This is a genomic window from Pseudobdellovibrionaceae bacterium (genome assembly GCA_020635075.1).
GTDB lineage: Bacteria > Bdellovibrionota > Bdellovibrionia > Bdellovibrionales > UBA1609 > JADZEO01.
Map to the genome: position 1 here is coordinate 833,160 of JACKAM010000001.1, position 20,497 is coordinate 853,656.

The 20,497-nt window shown below is 51.0% G+C and carries 20 protein-coding genes; 12 read left to right on the forward strand and 8 right to left on the reverse strand.

The features are described from left to right. Positions 1 to 2: 2 nt before the first annotated feature. From H6624_03545 to H6624_03555, 3 genes are all read right to left on the reverse strand, one after another. Positions 3 to 500 carry a hypothetical protein gene (locus H6624_03545; GenBank protein ID MCB9083389.1) on the reverse strand — a complete coding sequence of 166 codons (498 nt, stop codon included), beginning with the start codon at positions 498 to 500 and terminating at the stop codon, positions 3 to 5. Positions 501 to 522: 22 nt separating this feature from the next. After that, on the reverse strand, positions 523 to 2,208 hold the full coding sequence (locus H6624_03550; GenBank protein ID MCB9083390.1) for a hypothetical protein: 1,686 nt from the start codon (positions 2,206 to 2,208) through the stop codon (positions 523 to 525). A 367-nt stretch (positions 2,209 to 2,575) separates the two neighbouring features. Further along, complete coding sequence (locus tag H6624_03555; protein ID MCB9083391.1) at positions 2,576 to 3,367, reverse strand: alpha/beta hydrolase; 792 nt, start codon at positions 3,365 to 3,367, stop codon at positions 2,576 to 2,578. A gap of 156 nt (positions 3,368 to 3,523) precedes the next feature. Between H6624_03555 and H6624_03560 the strand changes: the two genes are divergently transcribed. The 4 genes from H6624_03560 to H6624_03575 all read left to right on the forward strand — a co-directional run bounded on the left by H6624_03560 (position 3,524) and on the right by H6624_03575 (position 8,064). Then, the gene (locus H6624_03560) at positions 3,524 to 4,537 is read left to right on the forward strand and encodes an extracellular solute-binding protein (protein ID MCB9083392.1); all 1,014 of its coding nucleotides are present in this window, start codon (positions 3,524 to 3,526) and stop codon (positions 4,535 to 4,537) included. Positions 4,538 to 4,567: 30 nt separating this feature from the next. Further along, positions 4,568 to 6,241 (forward strand): iron ABC transporter permease, encoded by a 1,674-nt coding sequence (locus tag H6624_03565; protein MCB9083393.1) that lies wholly within the window; start codon positions 4,568 to 4,570, stop codon positions 6,239 to 6,241. Continuing rightward, the gene (locus H6624_03570; protein ID MCB9083394.1) at positions 6,238 to 6,966 is read left to right on the forward strand and encodes an ABC transporter ATP-binding protein; all 729 of its coding nucleotides are present in this window, start codon (positions 6,238 to 6,240) and stop codon (positions 6,964 to 6,966) included. Before H6624_03565 ends, H6624_03570 begins: the two co-directional genes overlap by 4 nt. Before the next feature lie 84 nt (positions 6,967 to 7,050). After that, positions 7,051 to 8,064 carry an AraC family transcriptional regulator gene (locus H6624_03575; GenBank protein ID MCB9083395.1) on the forward strand — a complete coding sequence of 338 codons (1,014 nt, stop codon included), beginning with the start codon at positions 7,051 to 7,053 and terminating at the stop codon, positions 8,062 to 8,064. Here the strand turns inward: H6624_03575 and H6624_03580 are convergent. Next, positions 7,991 to 8,854 (reverse strand): sterol desaturase family protein, encoded by an 864-nt coding sequence (locus tag H6624_03580; GenBank protein MCB9083396.1) that lies wholly within the window; start codon positions 8,852 to 8,854, stop codon positions 7,991 to 7,993. The genes H6624_03575 and H6624_03580 overlap by 74 nt on opposite strands. Then, positions 8,847 to 9,533 carry a metalloregulator ArsR/SmtB family transcription factor gene (locus H6624_03585; GenBank protein MCB9083397.1) on the reverse strand — a complete coding sequence of 229 codons (687 nt, stop codon included), beginning with the start codon at positions 9,531 to 9,533 and terminating at the stop codon, positions 8,847 to 8,849. Before H6624_03585 ends, H6624_03580 begins: the two co-directional genes overlap by 8 nt. A 210-nt stretch (positions 9,534 to 9,743) precedes the next feature. Between H6624_03585 and H6624_03590 the strand changes: the two genes are divergently transcribed. Continuing rightward, on the forward strand, positions 9,744 to 10,211 hold the full coding sequence (locus tag H6624_03590; protein ID MCB9083398.1) for an ATP-dependent zinc protease: 468 nt from the start codon (positions 9,744 to 9,746) through the stop codon (positions 10,209 to 10,211). Positions 10,212 to 10,216: 5 nt separating this feature from the next. Then, the gene (locus H6624_03595) at positions 10,217 to 11,215 is read left to right on the forward strand and encodes a succinylglutamate desuccinylase/aspartoacylase family protein (protein MCB9083399.1); all 999 of its coding nucleotides are present in this window, start codon (positions 10,217 to 10,219) and stop codon (positions 11,213 to 11,215) included. Here the strand turns inward: H6624_03595 and H6624_03600 are convergent. Together H6624_03600 and H6624_03605 are read right to left on the reverse strand one after the other, a co-directional pair. Next, on the reverse strand, positions 11,179 to 12,549 hold the full coding sequence (locus tag H6624_03600; protein MCB9083400.1) for a dicarboxylate/amino acid:cation symporter: 1,371 nt from the start codon (positions 12,547 to 12,549) through the stop codon (positions 11,179 to 11,181). The two genes, H6624_03595 and H6624_03600, sit on opposite strands and share 37 nt — an antisense overlap. Before the next feature lie 57 nt (positions 12,550 to 12,606). Then, positions 12,607 to 12,951, reverse strand: a complete 345-nt coding sequence (locus H6624_03605; GenBank protein MCB9083401.1) for a hypothetical protein — start codon at positions 12,949 to 12,951, stop codon at positions 12,607 to 12,609. Between the two features lie 199 nt (positions 12,952 to 13,150). Between H6624_03605 and H6624_03610 the strand changes: the two genes are divergently transcribed. Together H6624_03610 and H6624_03615 are read left to right on the forward strand one after the other, a co-directional pair. Continuing rightward, a complete protein-coding gene (locus tag H6624_03610; protein ID MCB9083402.1) occupies positions 13,151 to 13,381 on the forward strand; it encodes a hypothetical protein in 231 nt (76 codons plus the stop codon). A 221-nt stretch (positions 13,382 to 13,602) separates the two neighbouring features. Further along, complete coding sequence (locus tag H6624_03615; GenBank protein ID MCB9083403.1) at positions 13,603 to 14,997, forward strand: sigma-54-dependent Fis family transcriptional regulator; 1,395 nt, start codon at positions 13,603 to 13,605, stop codon at positions 14,995 to 14,997. 24 nt (positions 14,998 to 15,021) lie between these two features. Here the strand turns inward: H6624_03615 and H6624_03620 are convergent, their stop codons facing one another. Continuing rightward, the gene (locus H6624_03620) at positions 15,022 to 15,582 is read right to left on the reverse strand and encodes a hypothetical protein (GenBank protein MCB9083404.1); all 561 of its coding nucleotides are present in this window, start codon (positions 15,580 to 15,582) and stop codon (positions 15,022 to 15,024) included. A 239-nt stretch (positions 15,583 to 15,821) separates the two neighbouring features. Here H6624_03620 and H6624_03625 point away from each other — a divergent pair, with 239 nt between their 5' ends. The 4 genes from H6624_03625 to H6624_03640 all read left to right on the forward strand — a co-directional run bounded on the left by H6624_03625 (position 15,822) and on the right by H6624_03640 (position 20,450). Continuing rightward, positions 15,822 to 16,268 (forward strand): hypothetical protein, encoded by a 447-nt coding sequence (locus H6624_03625; protein ID MCB9083405.1) that lies wholly within the window; start codon positions 15,822 to 15,824, stop codon positions 16,266 to 16,268. Between the two features lie 1,060 nt (positions 16,269 to 17,328). Continuing rightward, entirely contained in the window at positions 17,329 to 18,525 is a 1,197-nt protein-coding gene (locus tag H6624_03630) for a M36 family metallopeptidase (GenBank protein ID MCB9083406.1), read from the forward strand. Continuing rightward, positions 18,522 to 19,388: a hypothetical protein gene (locus tag H6624_03635; GenBank protein ID MCB9083407.1), complete on the forward strand. Its 867-nt coding sequence runs from the start codon at positions 18,522 to 18,524 to the stop codon at positions 19,386 to 19,388. The genes H6624_03630 and H6624_03635 overlap by 4 nt, the downstream gene beginning before the upstream one ends. Positions 19,389 to 19,559: 171 nt before the next feature. Further along, positions 19,560 to 20,450 (forward strand): hypothetical protein, encoded by an 891-nt coding sequence (locus H6624_03640; GenBank protein MCB9083408.1) that lies wholly within the window; start codon positions 19,560 to 19,562, stop codon positions 20,448 to 20,450. Positions 20,451 to 20,497 lie beyond the last annotated feature (47 nt).

Genomic DNA, 20,497 nt, shown 5'->3' on the forward strand with positions numbered 1-20,497 from the left:
GTTCAGCTTCCACAAATGGAACCGAGAATTTTACGCAGAGTCTTGGCCTCTTTGCCCTCAATGTGATCCAGAGGAAGATTGCGCTTCACCTGCCCGCGAAGATAGGCCCAACTGTAGTTCCCGGAGGACAAATCACCCTCCTTTGCGTCCCAAAGGTTATTGACCATTTCTGGAACGCGAGGTCCTAATGCGATCTTTTCAGAGACTTCAAACATAAAATTGTTATTTTTGAAATAGCGTTTGACCACGTAATCAGGGTAGACGGCACAGAAGTTGAGATAAAGATCACCAGTATCATTGAAATGGTAAGTCTTTGCCAGCAAGGCCTTGGCTGAAGACTCAGGGATTGCAACTGGAATGCTCTTTTCGGCGATGACGATCGAACTCGGCGAGCGATCGGATTTGGAGGCCTGAACCCACGGTGAACCGAACAAAGCTCCCATGGCGAATCCGATTGCGCCCATGGTGGTGAACATCATTGTAACTTTCAATTTTGTCATTTTCAATTTCTCCACCGCAATGCTATTTGTCGCTAGCCGTGACGTTAAAGTTTTGGAAGCGAGTAAAACGGACCGAGCTTGAGGGGTCTCGCTCCAGTTTAAACTCCACCTGACTGATGCCAGACCCGCCACAGCCAGGGAGATCATGCTGTTGAATGCCCTTGCCAATTGTAAAAGCCTGGAACCCTACGTCTCCGGCTGGCTTATTGCCTTTGGCGTAGCAACGGTAATAGGCGAGCAATCCCACCGGCGACGAAGAAAACCCAACACGCGGAGCCCAATGGTATTTCACATCCTTAATGCTGGGGTACCCCTTTTCAGCAAAGTCAAACAGTAGATAGACCGGGCGATCGAATAAGGTGGCGCCTGTGAAGTCGTTATACATGTAGGCGGCGCCCTCAACACTGCCGAGAAGGCTGACTGTTAGGCCTCGGTCCAGGTCGGCGCTGTCACGGATGCAGGCTTTGTAGACCTTTGTGAACCAGGTATTGCCGCCTTCTTCTTGGGGGCGTTTAAAACTCAACACCGCGACGCAACCGTTACCCAAGTCTGAAGTAGGCCCTAATTGTTCTCCCACATCACGAAAGAGCCGTGCTCGGACGTTGGTGGTAGCCGTTGGATCACAGTTGGGCTCAGAACTAAAACATTCTCGTTTGTAAACAGTGAGCAGACTTCGATTATTGGTTCCCAATGTGCCATCGGGCTCCAGGCGAGTCGCACGGTGCGCATGAAAGGCCAGCTGATTCACCTTATCATAAGACAAAAAGTTGTTTCCTGAACTGGTGTCGGGGTAGTGAGCGCGAAGAAGGTTGCCAAATTCATCGATGGCCATTGAGTAAACTGCCCGGTTGACTGTTCCGTATCCGCCTCCCGGCGCATGGCTCGTAGAAGTCCATCCCTCGTTGTCGGGTCGGAAGGCCGTGATATTAGCATACTGGCCGGCCTGATAGGGAGATGGCGGGACGTCTTGGGTTAAGTCGATGCCGAAGAACTCGTCTACGCGGCCGCCAAAAAATCGGGGAGCACAGTCTCCGCTGTTTTGCTTTTTGGAGCAAGGGTCCAAGGCCCCAGTGTACACGCCATGTGGATACTGAGTGGCGAAGGGGAAGCGATAGGTGCGCACTTGTTGGTAGTCGTTACCATTCTTTAGAAAACGAGCGACTCGGAAGACCGCGGGGTCACCGGCCTCTCTGTAGGAGATGGCGATAAACTCATATGTCTGTCCATTCTTTTTCACTCGATAAGAAAAGGGTGTGGCCCGTCCGGATGCATAATGGCCGCCTTCCTGGAAGATCTTGGTCACTTTTTTGTCCTTGCTGGCCAAAAACAGGGAGACGATGCCTTCGGATGTTTTTCCCATCAAAAAGCCGTCGGGGATCACATAGGTGCGAATTCCTGATCCGGCTCTTCCGGCTTGCCCTTCGAGGACCAGGTCAAAGGAGGTTACTGGATAGTTGCGTTCCAGGTTCAGTGACAAGCGGTGGATTTTGACGACACGGGTGTCGCTCGCCGGATCGTGCGGCTTCATGGCTGAAATCCAAATAGCGTCGGCCTCGTTGACATTTACGCCTTCTGATTTTTGGATCGTAAGATTTTGTGTTCGCGAGGCAGAGGTTTTTTCACTGACTTTATCAAATGAGTCCTGACATGAAAACAATGAGAGACTCAGTCCGATTATCAAGGACAGGTGGACTGTTCGCTTGCGCATAGGTTTTCCTCCCTAGCAGCATGTCGCCGGTTGTGTGACATCCCATTTTTAACAGAGCACTTCATGGCCGTCTCATTATGAGACAACCTATGAATCCCAAAGGGTTTGTTGGAGGATGGGGACCGCAAGGGTCCTAACAGACGAGAGCAGCTCCTAAGAAACCCAACCCAGCTAGGAAGGCCTCAAGATATCCAGTGACGGGAGCGCATCGTGGAAGTCATCTAGCTGGGCTCAGTGTAACACAAAATGTCACCGATGAGTGAGCTCTTAACAGAGAAAATTTTCATTTGGATTTGAGAGTGAACAGTTGATTGTCAGCTGACAACGGATCGATCACCTCGGTTGCATTTTAGGTGGAAATAAGTCCCTATTTAATCTGGCCGACAAAATCCCAGATGGCCTGTGAAACCTGGGCGCGGTGGTTATCGATGAGAAATGGAAAGTGACCCCCGTGTGGTATTTCCAAAACCTGCAAGTTTGGACGGAACTTCGTATAGGCTCTCTGTCCCGCAGCGGGGACTCGAATATCATCAGAACCGTAAATATGCAGCACTGGAATCCTAAGGCTGGACAACACAGGTGCCAAATTGAGCTTATTGAGATAGGAGTCGCGAAAGCGGTTGGCTAACTCCCGGTCAAAAGTCTTCATGACTTTGGCCAAAAAGGGTTGCCAGGATTCCTTTTCAGCAATCGACAAAAAGATATTGGCCACACTGGGCTCAGACAGTTGGGCAAGAGCCCTTTGAAACTCGGCTTCTTGGGATGCAAGCAGAGGAGAACTAATGATCACCAGACCCGATACCCTCTGAGCAATCTGTGGGTAGCGAAGAGCCTCGAGAGCCAACACTCCGCCCCAGGAGTGGCCGACAAGAATGGTTTTGGAGTTCGGTTGAATTTTTTGATTCAATTCACCCACTAGGTGGCTCACTTTGATGTTGGGCCCCTTCGATTGAGTGTAAAAGATGCCGTAATTGGCAAAGTGCTCGGAGAAGATCTCTTGCATATAGTCGTCAAACCCGGGTCCACCATGGAGAAACACCAGGCGGGTATTGGCGGGGAGATTTGCCGGCGGCCTTACGGCCGAGCCTAGAACGCCCAAGTCTTGAAGGACAAAATAAGCGACCCCCACTATAACGGCGACGATTAAAATGCGTTTCATGCCTAAAGTTTAGGGTCCCTTCAGCGAGAGGGCAAAGGATTCCTGTAATGGCGCAGGGTGCGAATACGAGGTGCGTTGGTGAGGGGTTGTTGCTGACATCCATGTCCTGGGCTGGTTAATTGGGTGATGCAAAAGGGATGGTGTCAGGTGAGGGCTTTGGCCAGGATTTGGTTGAGAATTCAGATTCTCCTTTGTGGGCTGGTGGTGATCACGGGTTGTGAGTGGGGCAAGCCGGAGAAACCAGTCTTGTGGGTTTATACCTCTATGTACAAAGACACTATTCAGGACTTGAAAACGCAGTTGGATCAAGATCTTCCCGGCGTGGAAATCAAGTGGTATCAGGCCGGATCTGAAGAGATTGCGGCAAAGGTCAATGCAGAGTTGATTGCTGGGCACTGCCAGGCCGATGTGCTGATTTCTTCTGATCGTTTTTGGTATGAGGAGCTTTCGGATCGCGGATTCCTTCATGCCTATCGGCCGCCAAATGGTTCGGAAGTTCCTGATACCTTGAGGCACCCCCAGGGATTCTACTCGACGGTGAGTATTCCCGTTATGGTGATGGTTTATAATGGTGAGGTGTTTTCTCAGGATGAGGTTCCCAAGAGTTTCAAAGAAATGGCTGATCCCAAGTGGAAGGGCAAGTTGACGACGGGAAGTCCATTGGCTTCGGGGACCAACTTCACCACGGTGGCCATGTTGCAAAATGCCTATGGTTGGGAGTACATCGAAGCCTTAAGGCGGAATGAGACTATATCTCAAGGGGGCAACAGCGGTGTCCTCCGCCGCATCCAAAGTAAAGAAAGGCCCATCGGCTGGGTGCTAATGGAGAATCTGCTGCGCCTACAAAAGAAGGATAAAAGGATTAAGACGCTGTATCCAGCAGATGGCGTGGTCATCCAATCCAATGTGATGGCGATCACCAAGAAACCAGGAGAAAGTCGCGAGTGGGCAGAAAAACTGGCGAATTGGCTGTACAGCAAAAAAGGGCAGGAGGCCATGACCCGGTCTTATATGTACTCTCCGCTTGCATCTGTGGCACCACCAGAAGGGGCTCCGCCTTTTTCTGACATCAGCAAAAGTGCCTTCCCCTGGACTCAGGAGTTCTTAAGTAAAGTTGTGAAAGAGCGCCAGGACATTAAAGAGCGTTTCTCGCAAATTATGTTCGACTAAGGGAATGGAATGAGGGGATTAAGAGTCAGGATGAGTGAGAGTTTGTTGTCGGCACCCGTGGTGCTGGGACTCGGCGTCCTACTCTTGGTTCTCACTTGTGTGTATCCATTTTTGACCTTGTTTTGGAAGGTGCTGTTTTCGGGACCTGACCAAACACTTGATCTAGAGCCCCTTCTCTACGTTGTGCAAAACCGTTCAACACTCAAAGCCATCAGCAACACCTTGTTTGTGAGTCTGGCCACATCGGGGATCAGTGTTCTGCTGGCTCTGCCCCTGGCCTGGCTGATGACCCAAACCGATCTCCCAAAGGCGAGTTTGTTCCGTTCCCTTTACTGTTTGCCCTACGCCATTCCTCCCTACATTGGCGCCATAGCCTGGATTTATTTGGCCAACCCCACTAATGGCTTTTTGACCCAAATCTTTGGTCAAGGGTCGCTGAATATTTACACCTATCCGGGCTTAATCTGGGTGATGGCCAGTTTTCTCTACACCTTTGTGCTCCTCAGTCTGCTTTCCACCTTTGATCGCATGGATAGTTCTTTGATCGAGGCCGCGCGCCTTTCAGGTGCATCGCCCTTACGGGTGCTCGGCCAAATCATGTTGCCCCTGGCTTTGCCTTCGCTCTTGAGCGGAGCCCTGCTCGTCGGTCTGGCCTCGGCCGCTAGTTTCGGGGTGCCGGCCTTGATTGGCAGTCCGGCGCGGATCTTTTTAATGACGACGAAAATCTACACTCTCCAGAAAATGGGATCGCTCAACGGCATTTATCAGGCGGGCGCCCTATCTCTTGTGCTTTTGGTGTTGGCCATTGCCGTTTTGGTTTTCAACCAGGCATTAAATCGCCGATTGAGTTTTCAAATGGTGGGGGGGAAGGCAGCCAGAGCAAGCCTCATCGAGTTAGACCGATGGAAGGGGCCCATCATCATCATGATGATCAGCGGACTTTTTGTGTTGTTTGTTTTGCCGGTGGGAGGTGTTCTCCTCACGGCCCTATCTCGTGTGCCTGGAGTTTGGAGCGCAGACAACTTCAGTCTGGCCAACTTTGGTCGGGTGTTTTTGGAGATGGATGAAACCGGCCGTGCCCTTTGGAACTCCCTTCGTTTAGGTGTCGGTGCGGCGACGGCTGCCACTCTATTGGGAGCACTCATTGCCTATATCCAACAGAAGACGAGGGTGCGGGGAAGGTCCCTCTTGGAAGTGATGAGCGCCATTCCCTTTTCCATTCCGGGCACCGTGGTGGCCCTGGCTTTGATCATGACTTTTTCCGGTCGTCTGTTCGGAGTTTTGCCGAGCCTCTACAATACTCTGGCCTTGTTGTGGTTGGCCTATGTGACCAAGTATTTGAATTTCTCAGTGCGCACGGCTGGCGATGGTTTCAGTCAGATTCATGACTGCCTCGGCGAGGCGGCGCGGGTCTCTGGAGCAAGCTGGTTTCAGAGTCTGAGGACCATTTGGATGCCACTGCTTAAACCCTCTTTGGTGGCCGCTTGGTTTCTGGTTTTTATGCCAGTATTTAGTGAACTGACCATGACGGTGATGTTGTCAGGGCCAGGGATGGAAACAGTCGGGACTTTGCTCTTTCAACTTCAGGAATACGCTGACGTTTCGGGCGGTGGGGCCGCAGTGTTGGCCCTGGTGATTGTCATGAGCGTAACAGCCGTCAATGTGATTGTAAAAACAGTTTCTAAAGGGAAGTACGGATTATGAGTTCGGTGTCCTTGCAGGATTTAGGTAAGTCCTATGGCAAAATTCAAGTGGTGAGTCAGGTGAACCTTGAGATCGCAGATGGGGAGTTTGTCGCCCTTCTCGGGCCTTCGGGCTGCGGAAAAACCACCTGCTTGCGGATGATTGCAGGCTTGGAGAGAAGCACCCAAGGAAAGATTCTCATTGATGGCGAAACCGTTTCCTCGGTCGACGAGGGAATTTTCGTTGCTCCGGAGAAGCGCCATGTGGGGATGGTCTTTCAAAGCTACGCGGTTTGGCCTCACATGAATGTATTCGCTAATGTGGCCTATCCTTTAAAGGTGGCAAGTGTGGCTAAAGGTGAAATCGCGGAAAGGGTGAACGCGGTTTTAACCATGGTCGAATTGGGCGGGCTGGAGGAGCGTATGCCCAACCAACTGAGCGGTGGGCAGCAACAGAGAGTCGCCTTGGCCCGAGGGCTGGTGATGAAGCCCCGAGTTCTGCTGTTGGACGAGCCGCTGTCGAATCTAGATGCCAAACTGAGAGGAAAAATGCGCCAGGACATTCGCCGCATCCAACAGGAAACCAAGACCACGGTGGTTTACGTTACTCACGATCAAATTGAAGCGACCTCCATGAGTGATCGCATGGTGATCATGAAAGACGGGCTGGTCGTCCAGGTAGGTTCGCCCGGCGAGGTGAAAGCCCATCCAGCAACTCCCTTTGTTCAGGATTTCCTCAGCCAGTAAAGAGTCTTCGTTTTGTAAAGAAAACTTCAATTGACCTTGGTCAATGTGAGTCCTAGTTTGGGGTTCAGATGTTCGGGGTAAATCATGAGCCTTGAAGGGAAAATCGACCAGGCCAGAGACAGCGCCTATAGAATCATTCTTGGAGTGGGCATCTTTGTGTCCTCCTTGCAGCTGGTTTTCAAGTCCGTGACGGGGACTCTTTCAGTTGAAAACTCGGATATGTGGGCGGACCTGATGATTTTATCGTCTTTCCTGATCGCGATCCCCTTGTCTCGGCGCAAGGTCTTTGCCTGGGTGGATCGACTCATTCTCGGTTCAACATTGGTTGTGATATTTATGCAGACGGTGGTGATCGGGCACCCAATCGCTTATCGTTGGCTGGTTTTGGTGATTGTGGGGTTGTCCCTTATACTGGATCGCCGTCGCTACAAAAGAGTGGCAGTCTTCTTGGCGACCATTAATTCTGCCGGTGTGTTGTTTAACGTTTTTGTTTTGGCCCGGCCATTGGAGAGGATTGGCCTAACCAGCATTGATGAAATGGTGCCCGCCATCTTAGTGCCGTGGCTGGCCATTCCTATTGTTGACTTCCTGCTGCTGCAGAGAAAACAGCTGGTGGAGCAGCTTCTTCTTTCCTACGTTCAGCTGGAGCAATCAAACCAACACGCATTAGATTCAAAGGCAGTTCATGATGATGTTCCTTCCTCAAAGTACCAGTTTTCTCAGCTCAACCAAAAGCATCTGGAAGAGATGGTTGAAAGGACATTGAATTTCTTTGCCAGCTCAGATGATTATTTGGACCCGAATTTCCAAATGAGCGCCCTGTCTAAGGCCACTCAGGTTCCTCGCCATCATATGTCTCAAGTTCTTAATCTGGGATTAGGGATGAGTTTTTATGAAATCCTTAATCGCTATCGAGTCGACGAAGTGATTCGTCGTTTTAAGAGTGATGAGTTCAAAGGCCAGTCTATTTTGAACATCGCTTACTCGGTGGGATTTAACTCTAAGTCCACTTTTAATTCAGCCTTTAAGCGCCAGACTGGTAAGACTCCTTCGGAGTTTCGTGAATCTCTTGGTTTGGGAGAGGTACCTCGTTCATAAACGGAATGGCCAACATCCAGCGCAGTTTCAGGTATTTAGGATGGCGAAAAATGGGCAGGCCAATGCTGATGTTCGCCTTGTCTTTCGACTCGTCAATATATGTTCGGAAAATCCGATCCCACCACGAAAGATTGAATCCATAGTTGCTGTGGGTTTCCCTGACTCTTACCGAATGGTGAATACGGTGCATATCAGGAGTCACCACGATCAGGCGCAGAAGTCCGTCTGCAATCTTTGGTAATGTGATGTTGCTATGATTAAACATGGCCATCCCGTTAAGAATCACCTCAAAGGCCAAAACCCCGAGCACCGGGGGGCCAATCAGAGAGATAACAGTTAGCTTGATACCCATGGACAAGACGATTTCTATAGGATGAAAGCGGGCTCCTGTTGTGACGTCAAAATCCAAGTCAGCGTGGTGCATGCGGTGGAGGCGCCAAAGAATTGGCACGCGATGGAAAAGCAAATGTTGAAGGTAGATGGCCAGGTCCATAGAGATGACGGTCATTGGAACAGTCACCCACAGGGGCCAGGCGGCCTTGTTGAGGAGGCCAAGCCCCGTCTTTTCTAGAGTCCATGCATAAGCCAGAGCCGAACTCACCCCCAAAGAGTTCAATATCAAGGTGTTTAGCGCGACAATTCCCAAGTTGGATCGCCAACGGAGCAAGCGACCGTAGCTACGATTCAAGGCGGGGCGGAGCCACTCCCAAAAGGCCATCACCAGGAAAATGCTGAGAAAAAACCCAAACCGGATGATCCAGTCGTAGGCGACTAGGATTTCGCTATTCATCGCTGTCCTCTGAGATCTCAAGTGCTTCGCCCATTAGCTGCCATTCTCCCACGCCCATTTCCATTCGGTAGGCACTAAAGCTCCGTTCAAGCAGGAGCTGGACCGCATCAGCCGCCCACACGCAATAGGGGCCGCGGCAATAAACCACCATCTCTTTACCCCGGGGGAGATCAGCAATTTTCTCAGTCAGTCGTTTGATAGGAATGGAGAGGGCATGAGGCAAATGTCCGGCGCGGTACTCTTCCTCAGGTCTCACGTCTATTAAGACAACTTTGCCAGTAGCCGCCTTTGCCACCATATCCTTTTGCCGATGAGTAGGGAGAAGATCCTGGTTTTCAGGCAGGCGACTGCGAATCAGAGAATCCAACTCGGGGTACTGCTTTTCAGCCTGCCGCCTAAGTAAATGGATGAAAGCCAACACGGAGTCATCGGCGAGACGATAATAAATGTGTTTACCTTTTCTTCGCGACCGGACCAGGCGAGCGGTGCGCAGCTCTTTGAGTTGGGCGCTGGTATTCTTATGCCCAAGCAAGGACTGCTGGGAGAGAGCTTCAACTGACCTCTCGCCCTGACTGAGCAAATCCAACAGTTCAAGTCTTCCTGGGTGAGCCACGGCCTTGCCAATACGCGAGAGTTGGTCGTAGATCTGACTTTTGAATCCATGCTCACCAGCATTCATTCTAATATTCTAAAAAATATTAGAATGAAAAGCAAATGGAATTAGGCCTTTCATTTCAATATATTATGAGGATGCCCTTGGCGACGCCATGAGTTATAAGGTGACCGAGGAGGGGAGAGCGGCCTAGATTGATCAGACAAGTACCTGTCAAAGAACCAGCGCAGCCCACTTCGGCAACAGCCCCTTTGAAGGTCGAAGTTGGGAGGATAATTGGCGCGTCCAGTGAAAAATAGACCCATTATTGGTTGGCGGGAATGGCTGGAGCTTCCCGAACTGGGAGTCAGACAAATCAAAGTCAAAGTGGATACGGGCGCTCGGACATCGGCACTGCATGTGACCGACATCAAGAAGATTCGCGTCGGTCGTCAGGAATATGTGGAATTTAATATTCACCCCAAGCAGCATAGTTCAAAGCCTGTTCGACGGTGTCGGGCCCATTTGATCGAGGAGCGCAGAGTGACCAGTTCAACGGGAACATCTTCTGTGCGACCGGTGATTGAAACCCCCATTCGCCTGGGCGATGTGGAATGGATGATTGAAATTACGCTGGTGAATCGGGACATCATGGGTTTCCGTATGCTTTTAGGCCGGCAGGCCATTCGCAAGGGCTTTCTAGTTCACCCGGGGAAGTCCTATTTGCTGGGACATTCCACCGGCAATAAGTATTTTGGGGCCTGACGCAGATGAAACCATTGGTGATTGCGGAAAAAGAAATTAATCCAGGTGAACGCAAGCGGTTCGTCATAGAGGTGGCGCGCCTTTACGATTTTACCACCGTTGGGATGCCGGTAGAGGTGATTCGCGGCAAGGAGCCGGGTCCCACCTTGTTTGTGACAGGAGCCATTCACGGCGACGAAATCAATGGTGTGGAGATTATTCGTCGATTGTTACGACGAAAGGATCTGGCGCATTTGAGAGGCACATTAATTGCCGTTCCGATCGTCAACGTCTTTGGCTTTAATAACAAGTCTCGGTACCTTCCGGATCGTCGCGATCTTAATCGCTCTTTCCCTGGCAACGAGGATGGATCATTGGCGGCGCGGTTGGCTCACATTTTGTTAAATGAGATCATCCTTCAATCCACCCATGGGATTGATCTGCACACGGCGGCCATTCATCGACAAAATCTGCCCCATATCCGTACCAGTCTCGGTGACCAAAAAGCTATGGAATTGGCCGAAGTGTTTGGTGCCCCATTGATTCTTCATTCCGAGTCACGGGATGGCTCTCTGCGTGAAATGGCTTTCGAAAACAAGATTCCAATTTTGTTATTTGAGGGCGGTGAAGCCCTGCGTTTTGAAGAGCACGTGATCCGCTCTGGGCTTCAGGGATGCATGCGTGTCATGCGGGCGATTGACATGCTGCCGCCGCTACCCGATGCAAAACCCCGCAAAAAGCCCTTTCTCGCCAAAGCCAGTCACTGGCTAAGGGCGCCGCGAAGTGGTTGTTTGCGTTTGAAAAAACATTTGGGTGATTTGGTGAAGGAGGGGGAAATCCTGGGTGTGGTTTCTGACCCCTTTGACCGGGATCGGGAAGAGATTGTGGCTAAAAAACCTGGAGTCATTATTGGGGTGACCAGTATACCATTGGTCAATCAGGGCGACGCCATTCTTCATTTGGCAACGGGTAAGGACGTGGAGATTGTTCAGGAGTTCTTGGGTGACCTTTGGCCCGACTCCTGAATCTTGGGAACCAATCGGTCCATGATGGATGCGGCGGTCAAATCCCCACTGACGTTGATAATGGTTCGGCACATATCTAGGACCCGGTCGACTCCCATAATGAGAACGATTCCGCTAGGTGGAACACCAATACTGGAAAGAATCATGGACAAGACCACAATGCCCACGCCCGGTGTACCAGGTGCGCCAATCGATGCCGCAGTCGCGGTGACGACCACCAGAATCATTTGACCAAAAGAAAGATCTATCTGGAAAATCTGCGCCAAAAAAACAGTGGCCACTCCCTGATAGAGTGCAGTTCCATCCATGTTAATCGTCGTTCCAAGAGGAATAAGAAATTGGGCAATCGAGGGGCGGATGCCTAACTTTTTTTGCGCAGTCTCGATCGTCAGCGGCATAACCGCAGCTGAACTCGAAGTTGAGAAAGCGAGCAACTGAACCTCACGAATCTGACCGAGAAAATTCCAGGGATTTTGATGGCTCATAAAGGTAAGCAAAACCATGTAGAAAACCATCACCAAGGCCAGTCCCAGTAGGACTGTGCCCACATAGATTCCCAATCCCAGCAAGGCATCGAGGCCCACTTGATACATGAGTCGAGTCATAAGACCAAAAACAGCGATGGGGGCCAAGTACATCGCCCAATGGATAACGACCATTGAAACCTGTTGCAGGGAGTTGAGAAGTTCCAAAAGAGGACGGGCCACATCCTCACGAAGACTCATCAAGGCTATACCCATAAAGAGTGCGAGAAGCACAATCTGCAACATTTCGCCCCCGACAATAGCTCCCAGCGGGTTTTGCGGAATCAATGAGGGGATAATCTCCTTGAGGCTTGGGGTGGTAATTCCATTTGTGACATCAGGGCCACTTTGTTTGGAGTCCTGGGGCAGCATCTTACTTACGGTTTCCTTGTCCATATGGCGTCCGGGCTGAATCGCCGAAGCAATCGCCAGGCCGATCGAGACCGCCACAATTGTGGTGAACAAATAGTAGAGCCCCACTTTGAGTCCAAGAGACTTGAGTTGTTCAATGCTATCGCCTGCTGCGACCCCGCGAACCACCGAGGCAAAAACCAATGGGATGACCACCATCTGTACAAGACTCAGAAACAGCTGACCCGGCAATGCAAGCCAGGAGGTTGTCACTTCTGCCATGCGAGGTGAGACGAGGTTCAAGTTGGGGCTAAGAAGCAGGCCCACCGCCAGGCCTAGAAAAAGGCCAAAAAGAATCTTGGCCCATAGGTGTTTTGCAACCAGTTTTTTTAGGCCCTGAGTCAGGTTGATCAGAGCCTGGGCTTCCATCCGCGCAAAGCTAAAAGGGTTCAACTCCATAGGGAGTTCTTACCTTAAACAGTGCCCGGATGGCAGGTCCCGAAGCGTCAAAAAGAATCAGATGTCCTTCTTTTCTTTTTTCTTCTTGCCGGCTTTCTTGCCTTTGCCTTTTTTGGCGACCTTTTTCTTTTTGCCTTCCTTTTTAGCTCTTTTCATTTCTTTTTTCTTGGCCGCAGGCTTGGGTTTTGCCGGTTCAGGCTTTGCCACTGGCTTTGGGGCCTCTTCTTCAGGAGCAGGTTCCGCGAATGCGTCTTCGCCTTCCCCACCGTCCATCGGTGCGGACTCTTCCACCGCCGCTCCGCCATCATCAAAGGGGTCATCGCCCTCATCCTGGGCGTAAACGTTAGGTGTGCAAAAGGCCACCAACAAAAGTGTTAATGCACAAAGTTTGGAAATCTTCATTCCTGTCCTCCGGTTGGGTGTATGGGTTCGTCAACAAACATTGATTTCAATTGTAATGCCAACTCAAATCGATTGAGTTCGGGCCTCACTGGAAACTTCGGAACTGGCAGTTCCGATCTCCTAGGGTAGATAGATACGCCGTCAGGTGTTCGTCTCATCGGACTTGCCTCGACACGCGGGTTTTCCCAGGGATGACCTGATGAATTCGAATGAGGACCCCGTTCTCATCCTGGATGACCTCGCCAATGACTTGGACCCATTGTCGCAGGAATGGGGAGAGATGGAGGCCAGGTCCCTCGGGGATAACCCGGTAGTCGGTTTCATTGGGGGAACATATTTGGAATTCGATCACGTCACCCTTTTCGTTCCAGCGAAAACCGCTAACGAGACCTTGAATGGATTGGAGGTCGGGTTTAATTTGCATCAATGAGAGACATCAGCAAAGTTGGGGCCATGGGCAGGTTTGATCTCGTTGGAGAAGAAGGGTCAATCGGAACCACGAGATCTGGTTTTTGGGGTGAATCGGGAACGGGGAATTCCGAATTCTGCGGAAAACCAGGACCTAGATCTAGGGGGTCACGGGGGACTTCATTGTCAGGGCAATCAGGCCGGGAGTAAAATGGAGATCCAGGTCAGGGAGGATTTGGTTTCATGCGGTTTTTACTCGCCAGTTCGGATGACGCTACTCTTGGGGCTGCCCGTGAGAGTTTAGCTACAAAACATGAGGTGGTCCTTGCCGGCAATCGCCTGTCGGCCATGGAAGAGATGAAGGTCGGTCGCTTCGACATTTGTTTTTTTGATATGGAGTTCCTGCGCAATCCCAGAGCCAACGAAAGCGGCATGATGGAGGAAATCAGGGCTCATCAGCCTGAGTCCAAGTTTGTCTTGCTCACAAGTGCGGACTCAGTTCGTGAAGTGGTGGATCTGGTCAAGGCATCGGCGGACAACTATTTAACCTATCCCATTGATCCTATCGAAATGGATTTGCTCATTGAAAAAATCCAGCGGCAGGAGCGCCGTCTGGCAGAACTGAACTACCTGCGTGATCAGTTCTGGGATCCTGATTCCTTGGAGCTCGTCAAAACCTCCAGCGAAGTCATGGTTGAAGTCTTTGAAAAGATTCGCGATGTGGCACCCACTCGCTCAACGGCCTTACTATCGGGTGAGACTGGAGTGGGGAAAGGTGTTCTCGCTCGCCTGATTCACCGGCATAGTAGCCGCAAAGATAAACAGTTCATCCATGTTCACTGTGGCGCCATCGCCGAAGGTTTAGTTGAAAGTGAATTGTTTGGACACGAGCAAGGGGCTTTTACCGGTGCCGTTAAGCGGAAGATGGGCAAATTTGAGTTGGCCGATCGTGGAACGATCTTCCTCGATGAGGTTTCAACTCTTTCTTCAAACGCACAGATCAAGCTTCTGCAGGTTCTCCAGGACGGTATCTTTCAAAGGGTCGGCGGTGAGTCTGATATTCGCGTGGATGTGCGAGTTGTAGCGGCCACCAATGAAAACCTGGAAGAAATGGTGGCTCAGGGAAAGTTCCGTCGGGATCTGTTCTTCCGATTGAACGTGTTTCCCATTCTGATCCCCCCTCTAAGGGATCGGGTGGAGGATTTGCCGGCCCTGTTGGAGACCCTTTTGGCGCGACTGCAAAGAGCCTATATGAAAAACATTGCGGGATTTCAGTCTGAACTGATTGGGGCTCTGCAAAAGTACCACTGGCCCGGGAACATTCGCGAGTTAGAGAACTTGGTGGAGAGGGCTTACATTATTGAGAAGTCCAATCTGATCACTACCGAGAGCTTCCCAAAGGAATTGTTCGAAAATGATCAAGAACAGGCGATTCTGCCCCTGAATTTGGATTTGCCTTTGGCAGAAGCCCGCCATCGAACCGTGGAGAACTTCGAACGTCAATACCTGATTGAGCTCTTGGCATCAAGTGACGGCAAAATCAACCTTGCTGCCGAACGAGCCCAGATTGGCGTTCGGCAGCTCAACAAACTCATGAATAAGTACGGCCTGCGCAAAGAGGACTTCAAGGCTAGCTAGCCGAGGGGCGTCGGGCGGAGTCTCTCACCAAGTGTATCCGTAGGGTTCGAAACGGAAACGATAGTTCTTTCCTGCTCCGCCGTTATTGTCCCAGATTTCCGTACCATTGAGATTGATGGCAATTTCCACATCCCAGGCATTGGCGTTTAGAGTGCCGTGCTCAGGTTTTGCCCAAAACAATAGGTGCTGCATTTCCGGGGTTGGCTGTTTGCAGTTCCACACACTTGAAGTGCGGGGCAAAAGGCTGCAATCGTAACCCGACTGGGACATGGTGGCCTTGGCCAAAGGGTGAATACTTGCGGAACCGGGGTAGACTTCCATATTAAAAAATCCATCATGGCCATTGAGTTTGGCCCAAACCGAGAGGCCACTCTGTAAGCCAGGTTGAGTCAAAGGGCCACGGTAGTAAACCTTCATCGCCACCCAATCAGAACCGATCGATCGGCACACTTCAACCTCCCCGTCGGATTGGCAGTCGCTACTTAAGGGGTAATCTGGTGGGTAATTGCTCGCCCAAGATGGCAATGAGAGGGTCAAAAGTGCAGTGAGTGAAATAAGCCAGGTTGAGATCGAGCGCATAGACATAGGATTCTCCTTTTGGTGGGGTCATGGGTATGACGTATTCACCGCTCTATTGTAAGCGTGACGCATCAATCAACTAGGATCTTCAGTTCCACTTTTTTACCAATTCGATCTCTCCGAATGGGAAAGGTTTTCCTAAAGTGGTCTCATGGGCAAGAGGCATCTAGGATCAGGTTTGCTGTCGTGGGTCGGGATCAGGCTGAGCTGGAAACCAAAAAGAGATCTGCTAGGCTTAATGTTGCATGAAAATCGCAAACCGGGTTCCATTATTTGCGCAAATTTTTATGGCCCTGTGGATGGGCTTGCTGGCTCTGTTCACCTACGTCTTTTATCGCGATGGGGGCTTTCCCGGACAAGAGCCCTTTGCCGTTTCCCTTTTGTTTGTATTCTGGGTCTTTGGCTTGGGTGGTTGCGGTTGGGCCTTTTCTCAGCCCCTGATTACTGTGGTTGTCGATTCGAAAGGTGTCACCATTTTCAGGCGTCACCTATGGTGGGTGGAAGCTCGCAGGGCCTCAGTCCAAGAGGTTGCCGTCTCTGATGTGATCGAGACAACCGACTCAGAGGGAGATCCCTACTTCAAGTGCACCATTGCCCTTCAAGGAGACGGACCCTTGGTATTTGTGGAAGCTCACGATCGGCAGCGAGTTGAGTCCCGACGATTGGAGTTAATCACGAGCTTGAATATCTGAGCTGACGGATCTGAATTCTGTGGCGAAATCACCACATTTACTTGACACATCCGCCATGATTTTTTCGGGAAAGCAGACTAGATTCTTGCTCACGTTCTACGGCAGCGAAGCTAGTCAGAACTCAAGCAGATGAAAGCTCTGCAAACAGAATTGTTCGGTTGCTGTTTTAGCCTGGATCACTCTTTGGGGAGGTGACTACTCAGAGAGAGGCTGATCGACAAAGTGTTCAAGGGGTTCGTATTGGACACTTGGCAACCCGGCAGGTTATAGCGAAAGCGAACCTCAAAAACCCAAGAGTCGACGAAAGTTGAGAACGAACGACTGGAGACTCATAAAAGGGCCGAGCCAGCTGAACGATGGCGAAGGCGAGTCCTGCTGACGAAGAACTGGGCAAGTGCGGTCAGCAGTCTTTTATAAGGGCGGAAGGATAACATGTCGGGAGTGAGTGATGATGAAAGCACGGAACCACTTGTGTGTCGGTAAGGTACTCCAGCCTTAGCAAAAGTGGTTGGACAAGTTAAGGGCGTCAGCTGTTTTCAGTTGAGGTTCTCAACGAAACCAATCGCCAAGCTCACAAGCGGGGCGGATGAGATCGCCAAGCCCCAAATCGGGGCGAGGATCTCTGGAGTGGAACTCTTCTGGTTTCGATCAGTTGAGTTTTAATGGTGCTTTTCTCTTTCTTCGGAAGGAGAAAAATAGAAATTGGACTTGTCGGTTCAAGGTGTGAGTACGCGTGGAGAAGAGCTTAATCACATCTGGAATGGGTAAAGGCCCTTTTTGAATGCCAGCTCCTGAGCCATTCTGGGGAAATCCCAATGGATGGTTCTAACAAGGGGGAGCGGAGCCATCGGATGAAGTGGTTTAACACGCCATCTTCCCCGGTGCGCCACTCCCGGCCCTTGATGTGCTCGCCCGTCCGCTTCTGTTTGGCCATTGGCTTGGTATCTCCCAGAATTTATCAGGACCAAATCCCCATCTAAAATCCTAAAATCTAAACAGAGGAACACGGCAAGTGCGGGTGCTTTGGCTTTGGCTCAATAGGGGCCAAAGGGGGTCAAACATGGAATGTTGGAAGGTCACTGTTTTTGTTTTTTTCGCTGGTTTCAGTCTGGGCTGCGGGGAAGGATTCAAGCCGGTGCAGGGCTCAGGGATGTTGTCATCGGCTCAAGGTCCAACCGCTCCGGTGCCAATTGTTGAGCCGCCCCCTGAAGAACCGCCGCCCCCAGCTGTGCCTGAGATTCTCAACTGGGATGACCCGGTTCCAGCTGGAGTCCAGGCGGCAGATTGCCTGGAAAACGATCTTTACAATGTCTGCCTGGTCTACAAGAACCCGGTATTTGCCAATGGCGGGAGTTTTTCTCCACGGTTAACCATATCAAATGCCAAAGCTGCCGACGAAGCCAAGATCATGCAGTATGGGCTTAAGATTCCAGAGGACACCACCTTGAGTAACAAGAACTTTCGAATTGTTGCGCCGAGGAGTTTGGCAAAGGCTGAAAACGGAAGTTGGAAGTTTCCATTTGCCGGAGATGCAGATCAAAAGTTGGCGCAGATCCAGAGCTTTTATTGGTTGAACCGACAGGTGAGCCACTTTCAAGAAAGGGCCGGCAAATTTTATTGGGCCGATACTCGCGCCCCAGTGGTCGTCTACCAATCCCAATTGTCCAATAACGCCTACTTTGATGGGCGGGGTATCACCCTGGGTTACAGTGGTTCCTCGTCTGGCAGAAGTCTCTTGGCCATGGACGTCACCGTCGCCGTTCACGAGGCCGGGCATGGCAACATTGCTGCCGCCACTCGCGGAGCTGGGGTGGGCGGCAACTGTGCCAGCAAAAACGGTTGCCTCGGGGCGATTCACGAAGGGGGTGGGGATATCCATGCCTTTATGATCTTTGGTGAAGTGGGCATTATTGGCGAGTACTTCGTCAATAGCCTTGATGGGCTCAGAGCCCCAGGCAATGCCAAGGAACGCAATCTGACAGCCCGCGATTATTATCAGCGGGCCGGTGGTGAAATCCACGACATGGGAAACGTCTATGCCTCAATTTGGTGGGAGGTTTACGCCAATGCCAAGGCAGCAGGGATCGAGAAGGATGTCGAGGGATTGTTTATTGATCACCTCTCAGGTCTGGACGCCCGCGACACATTCACCTCGGCCTTTGAAGTGATTGAGGCTATGGCCAATCAGAGTGGAAGAGAAAAGTTTGTCGATCAATTCCGTCAAGAGTACCAACGAATGGAAGTCGATTTGCCATGAATAGTCGAATCAAACTCGTCCTTTTATTTCTTCTCACGCTTTTCGTCCTGTGGGGCATCCGTCGACTTCAGGCACCAGAGGTCGAGCGAAAGGAGCGGGGAGATACTCAGAGTGTGAACAGCTCAGGAGCCAGCACAGGGTCCAATCCCGAGAGGGAGCCAAACGCCTTAAAGTCGCCATCTGGACTCACGTGGAGAGAGGATGGCAAGAAGGTAGGAATGGGCGGTAAATCCAACGTCCAAATGCCTGGCAAAAGGGTTTCGTCTAATCCCACGGAGAGATCCATTGCCGCATTCTTTCGCGCCCAGGGGCCGGGGCAATGGAGGGTGCGCATGGATGACAAAGGGAAAGTGATGCGAATTCTCGGAGGTGAAGTGGCGAGTATCGGTAATAGCCGGGAGCAGATGGGCCGATTCATCCAAAAATTGGTCCCCGAGCTGGGAATTCCACCTGAGCAGGTGGCAAGCCTCCCGGTTCAGGATGAAACCAGACAATTTTTGATATTTGATAGTCAGCAGACTTACAAAGGCTATCCCGTCTACCAGGCCTGGTTGAGGGTGCTGGCTAATAAACACTCGGGCGCTGGATTTCTGTTCAACAATAACCTGAAGTCTATTGAGTCAGAGATTCAATTGGCCGTCGAGATGACCTTGATCGAGGCTCAAGAGAGTTTGCTAGAGCAACTTCGCCCGTATGGGCATATAGAAATCTACTCAAGTCAGGGGCCCGTGGTGTGGGCGGATGGCAGCCCCCATCAATTGGCTTATGTTTTTCATCTGAATCTTCCTCGGGATACGGTGCGCATCGTTCTCAGCGCGAGGACCGGAGACATTCTTTCTCAACAGAGCACGAGATTTCATTAAAATAACCGCTTAAGTGCCTGAAATAATGGAGTTAGCAGAGTTTTGACAAAGGGCTGACCTGGGCGTGACATCGCCTGAACAGGAAGGTGGTTCAATGAACTTGGGCCCGCCTCTTGATCGTTTTCTCCACCGGGCCCTTTCATCAAACAAACCAGAACCAAGGAGAAAACGATGAAAACAATCAGAGTTATGCAAATCATTATTTGCGGAGTATTCGCTGCGATCGCCTCTTTTGCCATGGGCATGGAGCTAGAACCCGTCGTCTGTAAGGAGAAGGGCTTTGCAGTAGAAGGCAAGGATGTCCTGGAGATTAATATCCGACGCCTAGAGCCATTGGCTAAAATTATCGATACCATGGAACGTAAAAAGAGTGGGTTGCTGGCTAACACCGAAAAAATGGTAGGTAAACAACTGGAAGACATCGACAAGCTTGAGAGAAATCTCGCTGAGTTAAAGGCCGACCTTAAGGGCGACCTTCAACTGCAATCTAGAGCAAAGGGACTTTTGGACGACAAGTCCCAAAGGGTCGCAAGCAAACGGGAGGAAACAAAATCCTTTATCGAGGCCGTTCTCGGCAAGGGGAGTCGGCTAGAGGGAGTAAATGAGCCTAAGGGCAGTTCATACAGGTTCGCGCTAGAGGGAAAGGGCTTACATCAGACAGCAGTTCATCTGCGTGAGCTATTAATGGACTTTGCCAAGCTCTATCAGATGCGAACTCAAGTCACGTCTCGTAAGGAGCAGGAGGTTGTTGAGCAGGCAATGGAGATCGTGTCGATGGAGATCAACAAACTGGAAAGCCTTCTCGATCCCTGCTCCGCATCTGACGGTCTCACTGTGTACTCGGCGGCACTGCTTGAGTATATGTCTCGACATCAGGAACTGGCCGTCGAGGTCAGGGGCGAAAAGGATGCCCAGGTCACTCAACTTCAAAAGTACCTGCTTGAATCCTACATTCCCCGCTTGAATGATCCTAGGTCGTGGGGATTGAGAGATCCTCATTTTGCAAGACCCGCTCAAGCTGAGCGACAGCCCGGGTTTTCCTCCTCGGGAACATCAATATAGTCAAAATTTGCCGTCACACATTCAACCTCCAGTGTGACGGCAGTTCT

Coding starts and splice junctions, on each gene's coding strand:
- H6624_03545 (MCB9083389.1), bottom strand. CDS start 500: ATGACAAAATTGAAAGTTACAATGATGTTCACCACCATGGGCGCAATC.
- H6624_03555 (MCB9083391.1), bottom strand. CDS start 3,367: ATGAAACGCATTTTAATCGTCGCCGTTATAGTGGGGGTCGCTTATTTT.
- H6624_03570 (MCB9083394.1), top strand. CDS start 6,238: ATGAGTTCGGTGTCCTTGCAGGATTTAGGTAAGTCCTATGGCAAAATT.
- H6624_03575 (MCB9083395.1), top strand. CDS start 7,051: ATGAGCCTTGAAGGGAAAATCGACCAGGCCAGAGACAGCGCCTATAGA.
- H6624_03565 (MCB9083393.1), top strand. CDS start 4,568: ATGAGTGAGAGTTTGTTGTCGGCACCCGTGGTGCTGGGACTCGGCGTC.
- H6624_03615 (MCB9083403.1), top strand. CDS start 13,603: ATGCGGTTTTTACTCGCCAGTTCGGATGACGCTACTCTTGGGGCTGCC.
- H6624_03625 (MCB9083405.1), top strand. CDS start 15,822: ATGAAAATCGCAAACCGGGTTCCATTATTTGCGCAAATTTTTATGGCC.
- H6624_03620 (MCB9083404.1), bottom strand. CDS start 15,582: ATGTCTATGCGCTCGATCTCAACCTGGCTTATTTCACTCACTGCACTT.
- H6624_03640 (MCB9083408.1), top strand. CDS start 19,560: ATGAAAACAATCAGAGTTATGCAAATCATTATTTGCGGAGTATTCGCT.
- H6624_03580 (MCB9083396.1), bottom strand. CDS start 8,854: ATGAATAGCGAAATCCTAGTCGCCTACGACTGGATCATCCGGTTTGGG.
- H6624_03605 (MCB9083401.1), bottom strand. CDS start 12,951: ATGAAGATTTCCAAACTTTGTGCATTAACACTTTTGTTGGTGGCCTTT.
- H6624_03585 (MCB9083397.1), bottom strand. CDS start 9,533: ATGAATGCTGGTGAGCATGGATTCAAAAGTCAGATCTACGACCAACTC.
- H6624_03635 (MCB9083407.1), top strand. CDS start 18,522: ATGAATAGTCGAATCAAACTCGTCCTTTTATTTCTTCTCACGCTTTTC.
- H6624_03630 (MCB9083406.1), top strand. CDS start 17,329: ATGGAATGTTGGAAGGTCACTGTTTTTGTTTTTTTCGCTGGTTTCAGT.
- H6624_03595 (MCB9083399.1), top strand. CDS start 10,217: ATGAAACCATTGGTGATTGCGGAAAAAGAAATTAATCCAGGTGAACGC.
- H6624_03550 (MCB9083390.1), bottom strand. CDS start 2,208: ATGCGCAAGCGAACAGTCCACCTGTCCTTGATAATCGGACTGAGTCTC.
- H6624_03600 (MCB9083400.1), bottom strand. CDS start 12,549: ATGGAGTTGAACCCTTTTAGCTTTGCGCGGATGGAAGCCCAGGCTCTG.
- H6624_03610 (MCB9083402.1), top strand. CDS start 13,151: ATGAATTCGAATGAGGACCCCGTTCTCATCCTGGATGACCTCGCCAAT.